Source organism: Ensifer sp. ENS08 (assembly GCF_014852195.1).
GTDB lineage: Bacteria > Pseudomonadota > Alphaproteobacteria > Rhizobiales > Rhizobiaceae > Ensifer > Ensifer adhaerens.
Map to the genome: position 1 here is coordinate 107519 of NZ_JACVBF010000014.1, position 18273 is coordinate 125791.

The 18273-nt window shown below is 62.4% G+C and carries 20 protein-coding genes; 9 read left to right on the forward strand and 11 right to left on the reverse strand.

Annotated features, from left to right (window positions below):
- Nucleotides 1–32: 32 nt before the first annotated feature.
- Together IB272_RS25075 and IB272_RS25080 are read left to right on the forward strand one after the other, a co-directional pair.
- Entirely contained in the window at nucleotides 33–749 is a 717-nt protein-coding gene (locus IB272_RS25075) for a phosphoribosyltransferase (RefSeq protein WP_280138786.1), read from the forward strand.
- Between the two features lie 70 nt (nucleotides 750–819).
- Complete coding sequence (locus tag IB272_RS25080; RefSeq protein WP_192445326.1) at nucleotides 820–1221, forward strand: VOC family protein; 402 nt, start codon at nucleotides 820–822, stop codon at nucleotides 1219–1221.
- Between the two features lie 96 nt (nucleotides 1222–1317).
- Here IB272_RS25080 and IB272_RS25085 read toward each other — a convergent pair whose 3' ends face one another.
- The 9 genes from IB272_RS25085 to IB272_RS25125 form a co-directional block, all read right to left on the reverse strand.
- Complete coding sequence (locus IB272_RS25085; protein WP_034799270.1) at nucleotides 1318–1782, reverse strand: DUF411 domain-containing protein; 465 nt, start codon at nucleotides 1780–1782, stop codon at nucleotides 1318–1320.
- A gap of 82 nt (nucleotides 1783–1864) precedes the next feature.
- Nucleotides 1865–2155 carry a copper-binding protein gene (locus IB272_RS25090; RefSeq protein WP_060521726.1) on the reverse strand — a complete coding sequence of 97 codons (291 nt, stop codon included), beginning with the start codon at nucleotides 2153–2155 and terminating at the stop codon, nucleotides 1865–1867.
- Between the two features lie 27 nt (nucleotides 2156–2182).
- The gene (locus tag IB272_RS25095; RefSeq protein WP_192445328.1) at nucleotides 2183–2668 is read right to left on the reverse strand and encodes a plastocyanin/azurin family copper-binding protein; all 486 of its coding nucleotides are present in this window, start codon (nucleotides 2666–2668) and stop codon (nucleotides 2183–2185) included.
- 50 nt (nucleotides 2669–2718) lie between these two features.
- Entirely contained in the window at nucleotides 2719–4056 is a 1338-nt protein-coding gene (locus IB272_RS25100) for a copper oxidase (RefSeq protein ID WP_060530270.1), read from the reverse strand.
- Nucleotides 4057–4124: 68 nt separating this feature from the next.
- Complete coding sequence (locus tag IB272_RS25105; RefSeq protein ID WP_060530271.1) at nucleotides 4125–5579, reverse strand: TolC family protein; 1455 nt, start codon at nucleotides 5577–5579, stop codon at nucleotides 4125–4127.
- Nucleotides 5576–5806 (reverse strand): hypothetical protein, encoded by a 231-nt coding sequence (locus IB272_RS25110; RefSeq protein WP_192445330.1) that lies wholly within the window; start codon nucleotides 5804–5806, stop codon nucleotides 5576–5578. The genes IB272_RS25105 and IB272_RS25110 overlap by 4 nt, the downstream gene beginning before the upstream one ends.
- A gap of 198 nt (nucleotides 5807–6004) precedes the next feature.
- Nucleotides 6005–6394, reverse strand: coding sequence for a hypothetical protein (locus IB272_RS25115; RefSeq protein ID WP_112974736.1), 390 nt, complete (start codon nucleotides 6392–6394; stop codon nucleotides 6005–6007).
- Nucleotides 6395–6487: 93 nt separating this feature from the next.
- Nucleotides 6488–6958: a Cu(I)-responsive transcriptional regulator gene (gene cueR / locus IB272_RS25120; protein ID WP_034799282.1), complete on the reverse strand. Its 471-nt coding sequence runs from the start codon at nucleotides 6956–6958 to the stop codon at nucleotides 6488–6490.
- A 99-nt stretch (nucleotides 6959–7057) separates the two neighbouring features.
- Nucleotides 7058–9532, reverse strand: a complete 2475-nt coding sequence (locus IB272_RS25125) for a heavy metal translocating P-type ATPase (protein ID WP_192445406.1) — start codon at nucleotides 9530–9532, stop codon at nucleotides 7058–7060.
- Nucleotides 9533–9572: 40 nt separating this feature from the next.
- Here IB272_RS25125 and IB272_RS34750 point away from each other — a divergent pair, with 40 nt between their 5' ends.
- Nucleotides 9573–10196 (forward strand): antibiotic biosynthesis monooxygenase family protein, encoded by a 624-nt coding sequence (locus tag IB272_RS34750; RefSeq protein WP_200953556.1) that lies wholly within the window; start codon nucleotides 9573–9575, stop codon nucleotides 10194–10196.
- Nucleotides 10197–10473: 277 nt separating this feature from the next.
- Nucleotides 10474–11412 carry an MYG1 family protein gene (locus IB272_RS25135; protein ID WP_192445332.1) on the forward strand — a complete coding sequence of 313 codons (939 nt, stop codon included), beginning with the start codon at nucleotides 10474–10476 and terminating at the stop codon, nucleotides 11410–11412.
- A 66-nt stretch (nucleotides 11413–11478) separates the two neighbouring features.
- Here the strand turns inward: IB272_RS25135 and IB272_RS25140 are convergent, their stop codons facing one another.
- On the reverse strand, nucleotides 11479–12474 hold the full coding sequence (locus IB272_RS25140; RefSeq protein WP_192445334.1) for a GlxA family transcriptional regulator: 996 nt from the start codon (nucleotides 12472–12474) through the stop codon (nucleotides 11479–11481).
- Between the two features lie 627 nt (nucleotides 12475–13101).
- Here IB272_RS25140 and IB272_RS25145 point away from each other — a divergent pair.
- Complete coding sequence (locus tag IB272_RS25145; RefSeq protein WP_034799295.1) at nucleotides 13102–13299, forward strand: hypothetical protein; 198 nt, start codon at nucleotides 13102–13104, stop codon at nucleotides 13297–13299.
- 183 nt (nucleotides 13300–13482) lie between these two features.
- On the opposite strand, the gene IB272_RS25150 is transcribed toward IB272_RS25145, so the two are convergent.
- On the reverse strand, nucleotides 13483–14505 hold the full coding sequence (locus tag IB272_RS25150; protein WP_192445337.1) for a LacI family DNA-binding transcriptional regulator: 1023 nt from the start codon (nucleotides 14503–14505) through the stop codon (nucleotides 13483–13485).
- A gap of 285 nt (nucleotides 14506–14790) precedes the next feature.
- Here IB272_RS25150 and IB272_RS25155 point away from each other — a divergent pair, with 285 nt between their 5' ends.
- The 4 genes from IB272_RS25155 to IB272_RS25170 all read left to right on the forward strand — a co-directional run bounded on the left by IB272_RS25155 (nucleotide 14791) and on the right by IB272_RS25170 (nucleotide 18271).
- Nucleotides 14791–16095, forward strand: coding sequence for an ABC transporter substrate-binding protein (locus IB272_RS25155; protein WP_089043826.1), 1305 nt, complete (start codon nucleotides 14791–14793; stop codon nucleotides 16093–16095).
- A 105-nt stretch (nucleotides 16096–16200) separates the two neighbouring features.
- Nucleotides 16201–17148, forward strand: coding sequence for a sugar ABC transporter permease (locus IB272_RS25160; protein WP_043613808.1), 948 nt, complete (start codon nucleotides 16201–16203; stop codon nucleotides 17146–17148).
- Complete coding sequence (locus IB272_RS25165) at nucleotides 17145–18086, forward strand: carbohydrate ABC transporter permease (protein WP_043613810.1); 942 nt, start codon at nucleotides 17145–17147, stop codon at nucleotides 18084–18086. Before IB272_RS25160 ends, IB272_RS25165 begins: the two co-directional genes overlap by 4 nt.
- On the forward strand, nucleotides 18083–18271 hold the full coding sequence (locus IB272_RS25170) for a hypothetical protein (RefSeq protein ID WP_034799314.1): 189 nt from the start codon (nucleotides 18083–18085) through the stop codon (nucleotides 18269–18271). Before IB272_RS25165 ends, IB272_RS25170 begins: the two co-directional genes overlap by 4 nt.
- The last annotated feature ends 2 nt before the right edge of the window (nucleotides 18272–18273 follow it).

Genomic DNA, 18273 nt, shown 5'->3' on the forward strand with positions numbered 1-18273 from the left:
GAACACCAAGCCGGCCTTTTTGATCGCCTTTCATTTCGGGCGAAAGCGCGCAGACGAGGACCGGACCGATGCAGCCCCACGACTTCTGGCAGGAAATCTACCCGCCGAAAAGCTTCGATATTCAGGCAGGTTATCGCGATTTCTTCCCGGCGTCCCTCGGCGATGGCAGGCAGATTCTCCTGCCGATCCGTCAACTCGCCGACGGCAAACATGCGCTGGCCTCGCTGATCGTCAACCAGGCGAGCTTTGCTGTTGAGGACGCACTGGCAACGGAACTTGCGGCGAAGCTCGCACCCTATGAGCCCGAAGTCGTCGCCGGTCTGCCGACGCTCGGCCTCACGCTTGCGTCTGCCGTTGCCCGCAAGCTCGGCCACAGCCGCTACGTGCCACTCGGGACGTCCAAGAAGTTCTGGTATGTCGACGATCTCTCCGTGCCGCTCTCCTCGATCACCACGCCCGACCAGAAGAAGCGTCTCTACGTCGATCCGCGCATGTTGCCGTTGCTTGAGGGTAAGCGCGTGGCTCTGATCGATGACGTCATTTCCAGCGGTACGTCGATCCTTGCCGGGCTGACGCTGATGGAAGCCTGCGGCATCGAGCCGGTCGCGATCGGCGCGGCCATGCTGCAGACCGAGCGCTGGCACCAGCCGCTTGCGGACCGTGCACCGCATTGGCCGGAGCGTGTCGTCGGAGTGTTTCAAACGCCCTTGCTTCAGCGGGGTGAAGACGACAGCTGGCGCGCCGCCTGAATTTCTTGGCTTCCGCGCGGCAGCGAAGATAGATTTGTCTATCTGCTCGGCACGTTACGAAAGGACTTGCATGCGGTTCATCAATCCGATCCCTTTCGTCCGCGACATCGATCACTCCCGGGAATTCTACGAGAAGATTGTTGGCCTGACGGTTCGCGAGGATTTCGGAAACTTCGTCCTCTTCGAAGGCGGCTTCGCGATCCATGAAGGACGTTCGCTGGAGCGGACCGTCTGGCGAACAGAGTTTGGTTCGGATGAGCCTTACGGGCGGCGAAATCTGCTGCTTTATTTCGAGCACGAGGATGTCGATGCGGCCTTCGCGCGCATTGCGCCGCATGTGGACCTGATCCATCCGGTCGAGCGTCAGGCATGGGGCCAGCGTGTGTTCCGCTTCAGTGACCTGGACGGGCATGCGGTTGAGATCGGAGAGCCGCAGGTGCTGGAATCGCCAATCGGCCCGGAGAACCCCTAACTTATTCAGGCGCTGGCTTCATTGAAAGCCAAGGCGCCCTCGCCGTCGCGAAGGCGTCTTGGATTGTGTGCTCTCTCTTAGAGGGCGAAGCGCGGCTTAGTTCGCCGGCCGGACCTGATAATAAACCGTCGACTTCGCGCCGCCCGCCTTGGCGATGGTGTAGACATCGTACGAGGCCTGCGGATCGTTGCCCATGCCGAGCGAGCCTGAAGGCATGCCGGGAACCGCGATGCCGGCGACATCCGGCTTTTCGGCCAGCAGCTTCTTTACCGCTTCGAGCGGTACATGGCCCTCGATGACATAGCCGTCGATGACGGCGGTATGGCAGCCCTCCATGTCGGCCGGAACCGCAAAGCGCGTCTTGATCACCGACATGTCGGCCTCATCGCGCACCTCGACCTTGTAGCCGGCCGCTTCCATTGCGTCGGCCCATTGTTCGCAGCAGCCGCATTGCGGATCCTTGTAGACGGCCATGGTGCCGGTTGCCGCGACGGCGCCCGTCGCAAAGAGGGTGATGCCCGCGATCGTGCCCGCCACGAAATGCCTGCGTAATACGTTCATCGAACATTCCTTTCCATTCTTGCCTGATCTCAGGATTGTGGCGCCCGGGCCGCGCAAAGTCGACCCGGGCAGTTTGTCGCTGCTACTTGATCTCGGTCACGGTCAGCTTGCCGTTGACACGGTCGGCGACGAATTCGATCGACGCGCCTTCCTTGAGCTTGGCAAGCACCGCGTCATCGGCGCGGAACACCATGGTCATGGCCGGCATGTCGAGGTTCTTCAGATCCTCATGGTCGATCGTCACCTTCTTGGCCTTGGTGTCGATCTTCTTGACCACGCCCTTGGTGAACTCCGCGGCCTGGGCGGGTAGGGAGAAGGTGGCGGTGGAAACAGCCAATGCGAGCGCTGCGAGGAGTTTGCCTACGGTTTTCATGGTTTCATCCTTTCCTGTTTTCTCGGGTTACTTCTTCACGACGTCGAGTCGGCCGTGCATGCCGGCGTCGTAATGGCCTGGCACCAGGCAGGCGAATTCGAAGGTGCCGTCGTTGGTGAAGGTCCAGTAGATGTCGCCGGACTTGCCCGGCTCGAGCCGGACGGCGTTCGGGTCGTCGTGCTCCATGTCGGGGAATTTCTCCATGGTGATCTTGTGTTCCTGGATCGTCGCCTTGTCGTCGAGCACGAATTCGTGGGCGAGTTCGCCGGCGTTCCTGATGGCGAAATGGACCGTCTGGCCCTGGCGAACCTTGATGGTTGCCGGGGTAAAGATCATCTTGCCGTCGTCGGTTTCCTTCATGGTGACGCGGATCGTCTGCGTCGACTTCTTGCTGTCGCCGGGCTCGCCGATCGACACCTTGTCGTGGCCGCCGGCGTGGCTGCCGCTGGCGAGCGCCTGGGAGGAAAGGGCGGAGGCGATAACGAGCGCCAGAGCGAGTGCTGATTTCTTCATCGTAATGTTCCTGATGGATTTGAAAGAGGTCATTGCAGTCGGCCGCCCTCTCACGGTTTGGGCGTGAGCACGGTCTTGGCATCCTTGGCCCGCGTCGGTTCCGGCAATGCGCCGGTCCATTCCCAGGCCTGTGTTCCCGGCGGGTTTTCGTACCAGCCGGGATCGCTGTAATCGCCGGCGGAGATGCCTTCGCGCACCTTCACCACCGAGAACATGCCGCCCATCTCCAACGCGCCGTGCGGACCCCAGCCGGTCATCATCGGGATCGTGTTGTCGGGGAGCGGCATTTCCATTTCGCCCATGTCGGCCATGCCGGCCGTACCCATGGGCATGTAGTCGGGCTTCACCTTGCGGATCTTTTCCGCGACCGATTTCTTGTCGGCGCCGATGAAGGTCGGGATATCGTGGCCCATCGCGTTCATCGTGTGGTGCGACTTGTGGCAATGGATCGCCCAGTCGCCCTCGTACTTGGCGTCGAATTCGTAGGCGCGCATGGCGCCGACGGGAATGTCGATCGACACTTCCGGCCAGCGTGCCTCCGGCCGCACCCAGCCGCCATCGGTGCAGGTCACCTCGAAGTCGTAGCCGTGCATGTGGATCGGATGGTTGGTCATGGTGAGGTTGCCGACCCTGACCCGCACGCGGTCGTTCTTGGACACGACCAGCGGGTCGATGTCCGGGAAGATCCGGCTGTTCCAGCACCACATGTTGAAGTCGGTCATTTCCATGATGCGCGGCACATAGGTGCCGGGATCGATGTCATAGGCATTGAGCAGGAACACGAAATCCCGATCGACACGCATGAAGTTTGGATCCTTCGGGTGCACCACGAAGAAGCCCATCATGCCCATGGCCATCTGTACCATTTCGTCGGCATGGGGGTGGTACATGAAGGTGCCGGATTTCACGAGGTCGAACTCGTAGACGTAGGTCTTGCCGGCCGGAATATGCGGCTGCGACAGGCCGCCGACGCCATCCATGCCCGAAGGCAGGATCATGCCGTGCCAGTGAATGGTGGTGTGTTCCGGCAGCTTGTTGGTGACGAAGATCCGCACGCGGTCGCCTTCGACCGCCTCGATTGTCGGGCCTGGCGACTGGCCGTTATAGCCCCAGAGATAGGCGGTCATGCCGTCGGCCATCTCGCGTTCGACCGGCTCGGCGACAAGGTGGAATTCCTTGATGCCGTTGTTCACACGGTGCGGCAATGTCCAGCCGTTGAGGGTGACGACCGGGTTGTAGTCCGGTCCGCTCGTCGGCACGAGCGGCTTCTGGGTCGCGGCATTGTCCATGCTTGCCGCTTCGGGCAGGCCGGAGTTTGAGGTTTGGGCCCAGGCGGCGGTCGAAACGAGAGCAGCACCGGCGCCGAGGAAGTTTCTTCTGTTGAACATATCTGATCCTTTTTTGATTTAGGGCGGGATGCGTACGGAAAACCGCACACACTTTTCCTGCTCCCGCCCTAGTGTCCGGCGCCGGCTTCCGCTGCCGCGGGCGCTGCCGCGCCTCCAGCCGAGCCGCCCGATCCGCCGCCGTGGATTGCGGTCATCAGATCGGCATCGGCCAGCCAGAAATCGCGCTTCGCGTTGACGGAGAGCACGGTCGAATTGACCTTGGCCCTGACGTCGGCAAGCAGCTCGAAGGTGCTGGTGATCATGCCGTTGTAGCTGAGCGTCGCTTCTTCCTCGATCTTGGTGCGCAGCGGCACGACGTTGTTGCGGTAGTGCCGGGCGATGTCGTAGCGCGAGCGATAGGCCTCGTAGGCTGAGCGTGCTTCCGAGCGGATGTTGACCGCCTTTTCCGCCAGCAGGTTCGCCGAGCGCATATGGGCAAGCTCGGCCTTGCGCATGCGCGCATTGCCGCTGTCGAAGATCGGGATCACGAATTCGAGCTCGAACTGGCCGGTCGTCTCGACCTTGGTGCCATGATCCTCCTTCTCCCGTTCCGCCTCCGCACCGGCGACGAGTTCCAGGTCGGTCACGTAGCGGGTCGCCTCGGTGAGGCTGTAGGACTTGGCCACGGCTTCGAGATCGAGGCGGGCGATCTGCAGGTCGACGCGGCGCTTCAGCGCTTCGGCCTCGATGCTGTCCTTGCGGGCCAGGTTCTTCGGCAGGTTCGGCAGGCGGTTCGGCACCTGGTAGTCGACATCGCTACCCCAGAGACCCATCAGTCGCGTCAGATTTTCCTTGGCAAGACGGGCTGCAAGCCGGGCTTCGGCTGCCTGGCCGGCGAGTTCAGCGTTGAAGACGTGCTCTCGCGCCTGGTTGCCCTTGCCCATGGCGCCGGTCTCACCGAGTTTTGCGGCGAGTTCCGAGGAGGCGTCCGCAGCCGCCTGGGCCTGGTTCAGTTGTGCGACGGTTTCCCATGCGGCAACCGCTTCGATCCAGGCGCGGCGGGTTTCGGCGGCCAGCTGCAGCGTGCTGAGCGCGGCGTTGAGCTGCGCCTGGCGGAAACGCGCGTCGGCGACCGCGATGGTCTTGTCGCGGGTCAGGAGCGCCAGGATGTTGGTGGTGACCAGCCCCTCGATCGCCTTGTAGGCCTGCAGTTCCGGTGTGCCGATCCCGGTCGTGCCGATCGAGACAGTCGGGTTGAGGAACAACGTCGCCTGCCAGGCATCCGCCGACGCGTCGCCGAGATCGGCATAGGCGGCCTGCAGGCCCTTGTTGTTGAGGAGTGCGACCTGAACGGCGGTGTCGGCGTCGATTGTCTTTCGCTTCAGGAGCGCCTTGACCTCGGCATTGACCTTGTCTGCCTGTTCGCGGTTCTGGATCCAGACGCTTTTCTTGGTCGCGGCCGTCGAGACCTTGGCATCCACGGTGGTGAAGCCCGCGTCCTTGGCCGAGTATTCGGTCACGCAGCCGGCGAGCACGAGGGGCAGACCGATGGCGGCCGCGAGGTTGAGCTTGCGAAGCCTCATGACGCGTCTCCCTTGGCGGTCGACTGTGCGTCGTTGAGCGGTCCCCAGGCCTTGGGGCCGGTCGGTTCGCGGCGAGTGTAGCCCGAAATAGGGCTGCGATACTGCGTGCTTCGAATACCGCTCGTGCTATTGGCGGGATCGCCAAGGCTTGAGACCTCGGCAGGCAATGTGGCAGCGCATCCGCCCAGGATGATGGGCAGGAGCGCCATGGAAAACAAACGTTTCATGGTCAAACCTGAAATGTGAATGGCAGAGGCCGGCGATCGACCGGACGAAACCGGGCGAGCCTTGTCGCGGACGGCGCTAGAGGTGGTCGAGCGTCACATCGGACACGCGGAAACCACGGCAACGCTTCGCACCACTGCAGATCCTTCCGTCGGCCAAGACCAACGGAGACCCGCAGCAGCGGTCACGGTTTCACGAAATCAGGCTCTTGGGGGACGATGAAGGCCGTCGAGCTCACCGGGGGTGAGCTGCGGGTGCGGGCCGAAATTGCGGATGGAGCGCGGGAAAGCCGGATGGCTTCCGTCGACATCGCCGAGCACCGCCACGGCGGCGCAGAAGGTCTTGCAACAATCCTTCTTGTCCGACTTGCCGCTTTCTTTTGCCGGCTTCACCTTGCCCTTGTCGAGGCTCGGGCAATGCTCGGTCGCAGCTTGCATCGGATTGGCGGCTGCCTCGATCTGCATCGAGCCGTGCGCGGCCGCATGCATCATGCCGGAGGCGGTGGAAAAAGGCAGCACGGCCAGCGACAAAGCGATCGCCAGCTTCAGCACTATCAGCAAACGCAGATATGTGGTTCGCACGTTCTCCATGATCGATCCGTAGAAACGCCTTTGATTCCTGTCAATGATGCTTGCGCCTGGCGCCGTCACGAATGCGTGAGGCTCAAGGATGCGCACTCGTCGTCACCCGTGCCGCCGGTTGCGGACCGGATCGATGCCGGCCGTACCGAAGCGGGCGGGCTCGGTTGCCTTCGTCGGCGCGTTCGTGGCGTCGGCGAGATCCTCGAGAATGGGACAGTCCGGGCGGCCGTCGCCATGGCAATGGGCGGCGAGATGTTTCAGCGTCCGGCTCATCGCCTTCAGTTCCTCGGCCTTGCGCTCCAGGATCTCGACATGTTCGAGCGCGATCTTCTTCACCTCGCCGCTGGCGCGCTCGCGGTCGCGCCAGAGCGCCAAGAGGTCCGCCATCTGCTCGACAGTGAAACCGAGATCGCGCGAGCGGCGGATGAAGCGCAGCGTATGGACGTCGTTGTCGCCATAGTTGCGATAGCCGGCTTCGCTGCGGTCGGCCTGCGGGATGAGGCCGATCGTCTCGTAATAGCGGATCATTTTCGTCGAGACGCCGGAGGCGCGGGAAGCTTCGCCGATATTCATGATGTCATCCTTTTTACCGTCGTGCGGCCATTCCCTTGAGAATATAAGGGCTCTCCCCGGCTTCCGCCATGCTGGCAATAGCCGGGGAGACGATCGAACCTAGGCCGCCTGTGCTGCGGCAACCGGGCGAAAGGCCCGAAGCCGCAGGGCGTTGCCCAGCACGAAGACGCTCGACAGCGCCATGGCACCGGCCGCAAAGATCGGCGACAGCAAGAGGCCGTAGACCGGGTAGAGCGCGCCGGCGGCAACCGGGATCAGTACCGCGTTATAGGCAAAGGCCCAGAACAGGTTCTCCTTGATGTTGCGGATCGTCGCTGTGGACAGCGCGATCGCATTCGGCACACCCAGGAGATCGCCGGACATCAGCACCACGTCGGCGCTCTCGATGGCGACGTCCGTACCGGTGCCGATCGCCAGGCCGACATCGGCTTCGGCGAGCGCCGGCGCATCGTTGATCCCGTCGCCGACGAAGGCGACCGCGCGTCCGCCTTGCTTCAGCTTCTTCAGAGCCGCGACCTTACCATCTGGAAGCACTTCGGCGATCACCTCGTCGATGCCGAGCTTGGCCGCGATCGCCTCTGCGGTGCGACGGTTGTCGCCGGTGATCATCGCAACCTTCAGGCCGAGATCGTGCAGCATGCGGATCGCCTGCGGCGTCGTTTCCTTGATCGGGTCGGCAACGGCGATGATCGCCGCCAACTTGCCGTCGATCGCGGCATAGAGCGGGCTCTTGCCTTCCGAGCCAAGGCGGGCCGCCTGGTCGGCGAAGGCCGACACGTCGAGCTTCAGTTGCGTCATCAGGCGGTCGGCACCGACATGGACGGTCCGGCCCGAGACCTCGGCGCTGGCGCCGAAACCGGGGATTGCCTCGAACCTGGCCGGTTCGGCGATCGCCAGTCCCTTTGCTTTGGCTGCGTCGACGATTGCTTCGGCGATCGGGTGTTCGGAGCGGGTTTCCACGGCGGCGACCAGCGTCAACACGGTATCACGATCGAAGCCTTCGGCGGTTTCGAGGTCGGTCAGCTCCGGGCGGCCCTTGGTCAGCGTACCGGTCTTGTCAACGGCGATGACGGCGGCGTTCCGCAGCGTCTGCAGCGCCTCGCCCTTGCGGAAGAGCACACCCATTTCGGCGGCGCGGCCGGTGCCGACCATGATCGAGGTCGGGGTGGCAAGGCCCATGGCGCAAGGGCAGGCGATGATCAGCACGGCGACGCCGTTGACGAGCGCGAAGGTGAGCGCCGGATCCGGACCGAAGACCAGCCAGACGCCGAAGGTCAAAAGCGCAATCGCGATGACGGCTGGCACGAACCAGGCGGTGACGCGGTCGACCAGCGACTGGATCGGCAGCTTGGCGCCCTGGGCCTGCTCGACCATCTTGATGATCTGCGCCAGCACCGTATCGGCGCCGACCTTGGTGGCCCGGAAGGTGAAGGAGCCGGTTTTGTTGATCGTGCCGCCGACGACTTCGCTGCCGGCCACCTTTTCGACCGGAACCGGCTCGCCGGTGATCATCGATTCGTCGACATAGGAGTTTCCGTCGAGGACGCTGCCGTCGACCGGAACCCGGTCGCCCGGGCGCACGACGACGGTGTCGCCAGTCTGCACGTCGGACAGCGGCACCTCGACCGTCTCGCCGTTGCGGATGACGCGGGCGGTCTTTGCCTGCAGACCCATTAGATGCTTGATCGCCTCGGAGGTCCGGCCCTTGGCGCGCGCCTCGAGGAACCGGCCGAGCAGGATCAAGGTGACGATGACGGCTGCAGCTTCATAGTAGACGTTGGCGGTACCGTCGGGCAGAAGGTCCGGCGCGAATGTGGCAACGACCGAGTAGATCCAGGCGGCGGAGGTGCCGATCGCGACCAGCGAGTTCATGTCGGGCGCCAGACGGAAGAGGGCGGGGACACCCTTCTGGTAGAAACGCAGGCCCGGGCCGAAGAGCACCAGCGTCGTCAGCGCGAACTGCAGATACCAGCTTTCCTGCATGCCGATATTGTTCATGACGAATTCGTGCACGCCCGGGATGAAGTGCGAGCCCATTTCGAGCACGAAGATCGGCAGCGTCAAGACAGCGGCAATCAGCAGCGCGCGCGCAAGCTTTCGCGTCTCCTGTTCGCGCTTCTCGCCTTCGCGGTCGACGCTTTCGTCGCCGGTCATGCGCTTGGCGGCATAACCGGCAACGCGAACCGCCTCTTCGAGTGCGGCGGCGGTGGCGATGCCCCTGGTTATGCGCACCGAAGCGCGCTCGGTCGCCAGATTGACGTTGGCTTCGGTGACGCCCGGAACGGTCTTCAGCGCCTTTTCGATGCGCGCGACACAGGACGCGCAGGTCATGCCTTCGATGGTGAGCTCGATCGTGTCTTCGGCCGCACCATATCCGGCATTCTCGATCGCCTTGACGATATCGGCGGACTTGGTGCTGGCATCGAAGCGGACGTCGGCGCGTTCCGTTGCGAGGTTGACCGAGGCCTCGGTCACACCAGGCACGGCGCGAATAGCTTTTTCGACGCGCGCCACGCAGGATGCGCAGGTCATGCCCTCGACGGGAATGCTGGCGCTCACTGCGGCGGCGGACATCGCTTCGAGGTCGTTTGTTCTAATGGGGGTCACAGATCCCATGATCGTGCTCCTTTCTCTGTCTTTTGTCACAACATGGGGCTTCCAACGATGGGAAGGTCAAGGGCACAAAAGAGATTTCTGCACGCCATCTTCAGAGCGGCTGGGAGAGGTCTGCCACCGCAGCGATAATTGCCCGCGATGCACGATGGACGCCGCCTTGACGCAAGCTTGGCCGCGAAGCTCGGCAGGTTTGTCAAAGCGCAGTTCGAATTGCTCCCGGTTTGCCGGCGATCGCAAGGCTGCGACCGTGCTTCGCGTGCCTCTTGCGAGTGAACTGCATCGGATCCATCCTGTAGAAGTTGCGTCCCATAGGGAGGTTAGGATGACGGCTTATAATTGTGTCCGTTTCCGCGTGAGACCCGGTCAAGAGGAACGGTTTGAGCAGCTTTTTCGCAGCGCTGGTCGCGACTTTGAAGGCTTGAGAAAGATGGCGCTCAGCAAGTCAGCGGATGGATCGTATTTCTCAATTGCCGAATGGGAAAGCCTTGAAGCGATCGCTGCGGCACGGCCCATGATGAAGGCGAACCTCGACACGTTCCGCGATACGCTCCTGGAACTCAGCCAGGATCTCGGGGTCACGGACCCGATTTCCGGCGAGGCGATCTTCGAAATGGCGCGTTAGGGCAATGTTGCTGCGCAAGGTGTGACGGCAACAGCTCCGTCGGTTGGTTGACGGGGAGGTCGGCCTTGGCTGCTAAGGTCGCGGACCTGATGACAGTGATGTCGTCGGCTTGCGAACGCGTGGGGCAGCATCAGGACTGGCACGACATCTAGCGCCGGATTTTGGATAGCTTGAGGGCAGAACACTGCGACGAAGGCGCGATGACGGGTTGAGGTCACCGCGGGCAATGGCTATGTCGTGCCGCACACACGCGTCACGAACCATAAGGCCATTCGGAATGATCCCAGACTTTCTCGTTACACATTCCGGTGGTTTCCACGCCGACGAGCTGCTTTCCAGCGTCATCCTTACGCGGCTTTTCCCTGAGGCTCGCCTCGTTCGCAGCCGGGCGTCGGAATGGCTGAAGCCCGGGGCGGACCGCATCATTTATGATGTTGGTGGCCAGTATGATGCCGGGGCCGGGCTGTTCGATCATCATCAGCGCGGGGCGCCGGTTAGAGAGGATGGCCAGCCCTACAGTTCGTTCGGCTTGATCTGGAAGCATTACGGTCGCGCCTATCTGGCAGCGTTCGGCGTTCCCGAGGCCCATGTGGAGGCGGTCCATGCGGCCTTCGATGCGCGCTTCGTGCTGCCGGTGGATCTGGTCGATAACGGCGCGCTCGACCCCTCCGTGGCCGGCCCATTGGCGGGGCTCACGCTGTCGGCGCTGCTGGAAACCTTGAAGCCTGTCTTCGACGAATCCGGCCAGGAGGCCGAGGACCGCAGCTTCCGTCAGGCCCTTTCGATCGCGCGCGCCTTCGTCGAGGCTGGCGTGTCGCAACGCGCCGCCAAGCTGCGGGCCGAGGCGCTCGTGCTGCAGCAGATCGCCCTTGCCGGTGAGAGCCGAGTGCTCGAACTGCCGCGGGGCATGCCGTTCCGCCCGGCGATCGTGAAAGCTGGCGCCGACCACCTGTTGTTCGTCGTTCATCCGCGCGAGAATGACTGGTGCCTGACGGGCATTCGCAAGGCCGATGAAGGGTTTGAGCTGCGCGCCGATCTGCCGGCTGCCTGGGCCGGCCTGACGAACGGCGAGCTGGAGGCGGCTTGCGGCGTGGCTGGCGCGCGGTTCTGCCACAACGGCCGCTTCATCGCGGCGGCAGCGACGCGGGAGGCAGCACTGGCCATGGCCGAGCTCGCCGTCAAGGAAGCAGTATCGGCGGGCAGCGGTCAGGCTTGAGGAAACTGATGAGCCGACGGCGGCGGCTATGGCCGGTGCGTTGTCGGCAGGATCGCCTGGGACGGGTCACGCCGAAAGTGTGGCCCTGAACTTGCTCGGCGATTGACCGTAGGTTTTTGCAAAAATCCGCGAGAAGTGGCCGGCGTTCTCGAACCCGACTTCGAGCGCGATGTCGATCAACGGCGCCTTCGTCTGCGTCAGCAGATGCTTGGCGCGTTCCAGCCGAAACTTCCGATAGACGAGCGCCGGCGACATTTTCGCCTTGTCCATGAACAGGCGTTCGAGCTGCCGTCGGGACAAGCCGACGGATGCGGCCAGCTCCGGGATCGACAGCGTGTTGTCCGTGTGCTGCTCCATGATGATGAGAGCGGCATTCAGGCGTGGGTCGTTGCTCTCGATCGCCAGCGGTTTTCTCGGCTGGACATGAAGATGCGAGCGGGCCTTGTCGATCTGCAGCACCTCGAGCGCATTTCGCTCGGCTTCCTTGCTGATATGCAGGCGCACGATATGGGCCGCCATGTCGGCGGCACTGCTGCCGCCAGCGCAGGATCCACGGGTGCGATCGAGATTGAAGAGACGGTCCGAGCGAACCTTGAGATCGGGGAACCGCTCGCGGAACGCCTGATAATGAAGCCAGCTGACGCAGACGGTGTGCCCGGTCATCAGGCCCGCTTCGGCAAGGACGAATGTCCCTGTACAGAGACCGATCAGAGGCACCTTGCGCGCCGCCGCCTTCTGGAGGAAGCGGACGGTGTCGTCGGCGATCGGCTGTTTGCTGTTGAGCAGGCCGCCGACCACGACGATGTAGTTGAACCCGGCGGGATCAACGAGGTCGGATGTCGGCGCCACCTGCACGCCGCAACTGGAGGCGATGAGATGCCGCGTGTTGCCCAGCACCTGCCAGTCGGCACGGATGCGGCCGGACTTGTCGAGCTCGTCGCTCGCAAGTCGCAGCGTGTCGATGAAGAGCGCGAATGCCGAAAGGGTGAAGGACCGCGCCAGAACGAAGCCGATCTTGAGACGTTCGGGCTGTGTCTCGCTGGATTTGATGGTCGACGTCATGTGCCCTTCATGCTCGTGCCGCCAAGACCTCCCGTTCCCTATCGAGCATGCTCGGACATATCAGGAGAGGTAGCCGCTGGCGGCCGAGACTTGCCTTTCGCTGTCCATGGGGAGCCTGGGTTCCGTTCTTCCGGCACCCCATGGTGTGGCGCGGGAGGTCGACGCCCGGATGAAGGCGTCTTCGTCCGCATCATAACGAAGAGGACGGGCTCAAATTGCTCTCGTCACGACCTGCGCCGCTACGGTTACGAACATTGCGGCCAGTGTCAGCGCCGCACTGAACCGTGCGACCTTCATCCGCCGTTCGCGCGAGCCGCTCCAATCATACCCCATCACTTCCCTCCCTCCCGACCGGGCCAGAACGCGTTTGCTCGGTCTTCCGCCGAACTGCAGGTCTCGCCAAGTCACGGCTTTGAGTTACCCCTCATGCTGCCGCGATGCCGCCGATCGTGTCAAGTTTACCTCGGCGCGAGCAATGTTCAGGTGCCCGTCATAGCTCTGCGCAAAGGCGGCTGCGCAAAGGAATTTGCTGTTCGAGGGCGCAAACCCCCTAGTTGTGCGGGGAGCCTCTTTCCGCCGTTGTGATAGTTTTCTCTTTGGTGTGATTTTTTAAAGGGAGGGCGAAGAATGCCCGGCACATTCTCTACCGCCGACATGGACGTGATCAAACAGCAGCACGAGGATTGGTGTCGCGCGAACGACACCGACCCGAACAGTCCCGCGGGAATAGAGAAAGCCATGCAGATGCTGGTGAATTATGGCGGCAGCGCCAGCCAGCAACCGTCCGCGCAGCCGCAGAAGGTGCGCGCCAAAGCGCGCGCCTGATCTCCGCATCCACCCACGTCATTTAGCGGTCCGCGCCTGTCCTCGATCGCCTTGAACGAAGGCGCCTGGTCATAGTCGGGTGCGTGGGGCGGGCCTCCTCACGCGCCTGTCGGCGGCGCCGTCGCGATCAGGCGTTGCCCCATCTGCTTGGGGTGCGCACGTCAAAGATGCACTCTCCGAGGGTCAGAGGTTCTCCTTGAGGAGGACCTCTATTCTGATCTTGTCCTGTGCGGCGTGCGGTTCGCGAAAATCCGTTCGCGCGCGCATGATGCGGATGGCGCTGCGCACCGCGTGTCCCGGGTCCTGGGCGATGACGGCGTCAACGCTGGCGTCGCGCAGGCCGCGTTCGCTGAAGGGGGTGCGTTCGTGGACGACCACCGTGATCTTTTGCAGATCGGTGAAGGATGCTGCGCCCTCGAGCGGGATCCTGGCCTCGGAACTCAACACGTAGATCGCCGCAACCTCTTGATTGTTTTCAAGGACTCGCTGGAGGATCTGGGTGGCCCTGCGCTCGTCGCCGTGGGTTTCGACCGAGGGCAGACATTGCAGGTGAGGGAACTGTGAATTGACGATATCGTCGAAGCCGAAGCGTCGCTGGATGCTGTCGAGCGACTGCATCGTCTCGGCCACGATCAGGACCTTTCCCGCCCTCCGGCCGACAAACCGGCCGATGATCTTGGCCGCCGTCGCGCCGGCGGCGTAGTTGTCGACGCCCACGAAATCGGCGGTCGGGAGCTTTTCCTGTCCGGACAGAAACTGCACGAACTTGACGCCGCGTTCGATCAGGCGGCCGATCGCGTCGCGCACTTGCGGCGATTCCGGCGCCATCATCGCGATCCCGTCGAATTCGTTCTCGTCTATATCGGCGAGGTACTTGGCAACCTTATGCGGGTCGTCGATCGGGATCTGGACGAAATCGAGGTCGATGAGATCCCCCTTCATCGACACCCGCGCCTCTTCCACCCGGTGGATGAGTTCCGCCAGATAGAGATCGCCGCTCGTCGGCAGCACGAACCGGAACCGGTAGCTCTTGTTGCGGGCAAGGCTGACGGCTGCCGGGTTTCGAATAAATCCAATGCGCTCAATGGCTTCGTTAACACTGCGAACGGCCTTCGGGCTGACATTCGGCCTGTCGTTCAGCACGCGGTCGACGGTTGCGAGGCTCAAGCCCGCTGCCTCAGCAAGATCTTTGGCTGTTGGCCGCATGCGGAACTCCCAGTGTGTATCGTTCCCAATCTACTCCACCAAAATCGCCGCGAAATCAAGAATTGATGTGCGCACCTCAAAAATCGCTTGCGTTGAGGTGCGCACCTCAGTTATGAATCCTTCAGCGAAGAACGCAGGCCCTGAATGCGGCCGCGCCCACCGCTAGTGCCAAGAGGATTTAGGTGCGCCAACCGCCCGGTCAGGGCGCTTTCCTTCTGATGGAGGTCAGAAGGTACAAGGGGGAGGAACCCAATGATGAAACGGATTCTGTTGAGCTCCACAGTCATGGTCGGAGCGTATTTTGCCATTGCGGGTGCGTCCGGTACGCACGCTTCCGCAGCCGAACTGACCCTTTGCTGGGCCGCCTGGGATCCGGCCAATGCGCTCGTCGAGCTCAGCAAGGATTTCGAAGCCAAGAGCGGCAACACGATGAAGTTCGAATTTGTGCCGTGGCCGAACTTCGCCGACCGGATGCTGAACGAGCTGAATTCCGGCGGCAAGCTCTGCGATCTGATGATCGGCGACAGCCAGTGGATTGGCGGCGCCGCCGAGAATGGCCAGTACATCAAGCTCAATGATTTCTTCGACAAGGAAGGGATCAAGATGGACGACTTCATTCCCGCAACCGTCATCGGTTACGCGGAATGGCCGAAGAATTCGCCGAACTACTGGGCTCTGCCGGCGTTCGGTGACGTGGTCGGTTGGACCTATCGCAAGGACTGGTTCTCGCGTCCCGAACTCCAGGCGGAGTTCAAGCAGAAATACGGCCGGGATCTCGCCGTGCCGAAGACCTTCGCCGAACTCAAGGATATCGCCGAATTCTTCCAGAAGCGCCAGGTCGACGGCAAGACCGTCTATGGCGCTGCCATCTATACGGAGCGCGGCTCAGAAGGCATTACCATGGGCGTGATGGACGTGCTCTACAGCTACGGCTTCGAGTACGGAAATCCGAAGAAAGCCTATGAGCTCGACGGCTTCGTCAACTCGGCGGACGCAGTCAAGGGCCTGGAATTCTACAAGGCGCTCTACGATTGCTGCACACCGCCCGGCCATTCCGACGCCTACATGTCGGAGGATATCGACGCCTACAAGTCCGGCCAGGTCGCCCTGCAGATGAACTTTGCCTTCACCTGGCCCGGCATCCATGCCGACGCCAATGTCGGCGGCGACAAGTCCGGCTACTTCCCCAATCCTGCTGGTCCGACCGGTGTGCAGTTCGCCCAGCTCGGCGGCCAGGGCATCTCGGTCGTCGCAGCGTCCGACAAGCAGAAGGAAGCGCTGGATTACATCAAGTGGTTCGCGCAGCCTGAAATCCAGAAAAAGTGGTGGGCGCTCGGCGGATACTCCGCACTGCGCTCGGTGGTCGAGGACCCGAGCTTCGCCACGAGCCAGCCCTATGCGCAGACGTTCCTCGATTCGATGGCAATCGTGAAGGACTTCTGGGCCGAGCCGTCCTACGCCTCGCTGCTGCAGGCCTCGCAGAAGCGCTTCCACGATTACGTCGTTGCCAACCAGGGCACGGCGAAGGATGCGCTCGACGGTCTCTCTGAGGACTGGAAGGACATCTTCGAAGACGAAGGCAAGTATTGACGCAAACACCCGCCGCCTCCCGGCGGAAGCGTCCATGCGGGGCCGGCCGGCCGATCTCTCGCGCCGGCCCCGCATGCCCATTCGTCAATGCCTTAGGGGAATACCATGCTCCATTCTTCGATCGATCGCGCTGCGCACGCGACGCCGCCCGTGCTTGCACGGCGCATCAGAGGCTTGTCGGACCGCGCGATCGCCTGGATCTTCGTCGCACCGTCCATTGTGCTTTTGCTTGCGATCAACATCTTTCCGCTGATCTGGACCGTCCGGCTGAGCTTCACCAATTTTCGCGTAAACCGCCCGAATGAACCTGTTCAGTTCGTCGGTCTGCGCAACTACCTCAACATCCTGACCGACAAGGACATCTGGCTGACGATGCAGGCGACGGCCCATTTCCTGATCTGGACGATCGTCCTGCAGGTGCTGATCGGCTTTGCTCTCGCCTATCTCATCAACAAGAAGTTCCGCGGCAACGACCTGTGGACGACCATCATCGTGCTCCCGATGATGCTGAGCCCGGCCGTCGTCGGAAACTTCTGGACCTTTCTCTACCAGCCACAGATCGGCCTGTTCAACTACGCGATCGGGTTCCTGACCGGCGCAGACCCGTCCAGTTTCTCGATGATCGGCGACACGTCGCTGGCGCCCTGGGCGATCATCATCGTCGACACCTGGATGTGGACGCCGTTCGTCATGCTCATCTGCCTTGCCGGGCTGCGCTCCATTCCGAGCAGCATCTATGAGGCGGCGGAATGCGACCGGGCCAGCAGCTGGCGCCAGTTCTGGACCATCACCATTCCGATGGTGCTGCCGTTCCTGATGCTGGCCATCCTTTTCCGCGGCATCGAGAACTTCAAGATGTTCGACCTGGTCGTGCAGCTGACGGGCGGTGGCCCTGGCTCGATCACGGAGCTGACGTCGATCAACCTGAAGCGTGAAGCCTTCGAGAAATGGCGCACCGGATACGCGTCCGCCTATGCCGTCATCCTCTTCGTGACCGTCTTCGGCCTTGCGTCGATCTATGTCAAAGCACTCAACAAGGTGAAGCAGAGATGAGCAGCTTTTCTGTAACGGAGCCATCCGCACGGCAGAAGTGGTTCGCAGGCGCCCTGGTCGTGCTTTATGCGGTGATCACCATTCTCCCGTTGCTCTGGATCATCGGAACGGGTTTCAAATCGCCCTCTGACGCGATCGCCTATCCGCCGAAGACCTTCTTCGAGCCGACGCTCGAAGGCTATGTGAACCTCTTCACGACGCGCACCCGCGTTTCGGAAGAACAACTGAAGGAAATGGGCGAACCGAAGACCTGGTACGAGCGTCTCGTTCGCAAGGATGGGCTGATCATCGCCGGCCCGTCGCGGTTCCCGGAGCGCTTCTACAATTCCGTCATCATCGGGTTCGGCTCGACGGTCCTGTGCATCGTGCTCGGAACGGCCGCGGCCTATGCCTTCTCGCGCTTCAAGGTGCCGCTCAAGGACGACCTGCTGTTCTTCATCCTTTCCACGCGCATGATGCCGCCGATCGCGGTCGCCATTCCGATCTTCCTGATGTTCCGCTCGCTCGGGCTGAACGACACCCATGCCGGCATGATCCTGCTGTATACGGCAGTCAACCTGTCGCTCTCGGTCTGGCTGCTCAAGGGCTTCATCGACGAGATCCCGATCGAGTATGAAGAGGCAGCGCTGATCGACGGCTACACTCGCTTCCAGGCTTTCTACAAGGTCGTGCTGCCCCAGGCGGCGACCGGCATCGCGTCGACGGCTATCTTCTGCCTGATCTTCGCCTGGAACGAATACGCCTTCGCCGTGCTGCTCACGTCGGGCACCGCGCAGACCGCACCGCCCTTCATCCCGACGATCATCGGCGTCGGTGGGCAGGACTGGCCGGCGGTGGCCGCCGGTGCGACCCTCTTCCTCGTCCCCGTGATGGTGTTCACGATCCTGCTTCGCAAACACCTCCTGCGCGGCATCACCTTCGGAGCGGTAAGAAAATGACAGCTTTCCTCAACCAGTTGCTCCGCCTTCGCCGTGGCGCATGGGAAATGGTGGCATCGGTGCTCATCGCGCTCGGCGTGGTCATGCTCATGCAGCCAGTGTCGCTCACGCTCTACTCCTTCTCCTTCCTCGTGACGCTGCTTGGAACAGTCATGTTCATCATCGTCAGCCATTTTCCGGAGTGACC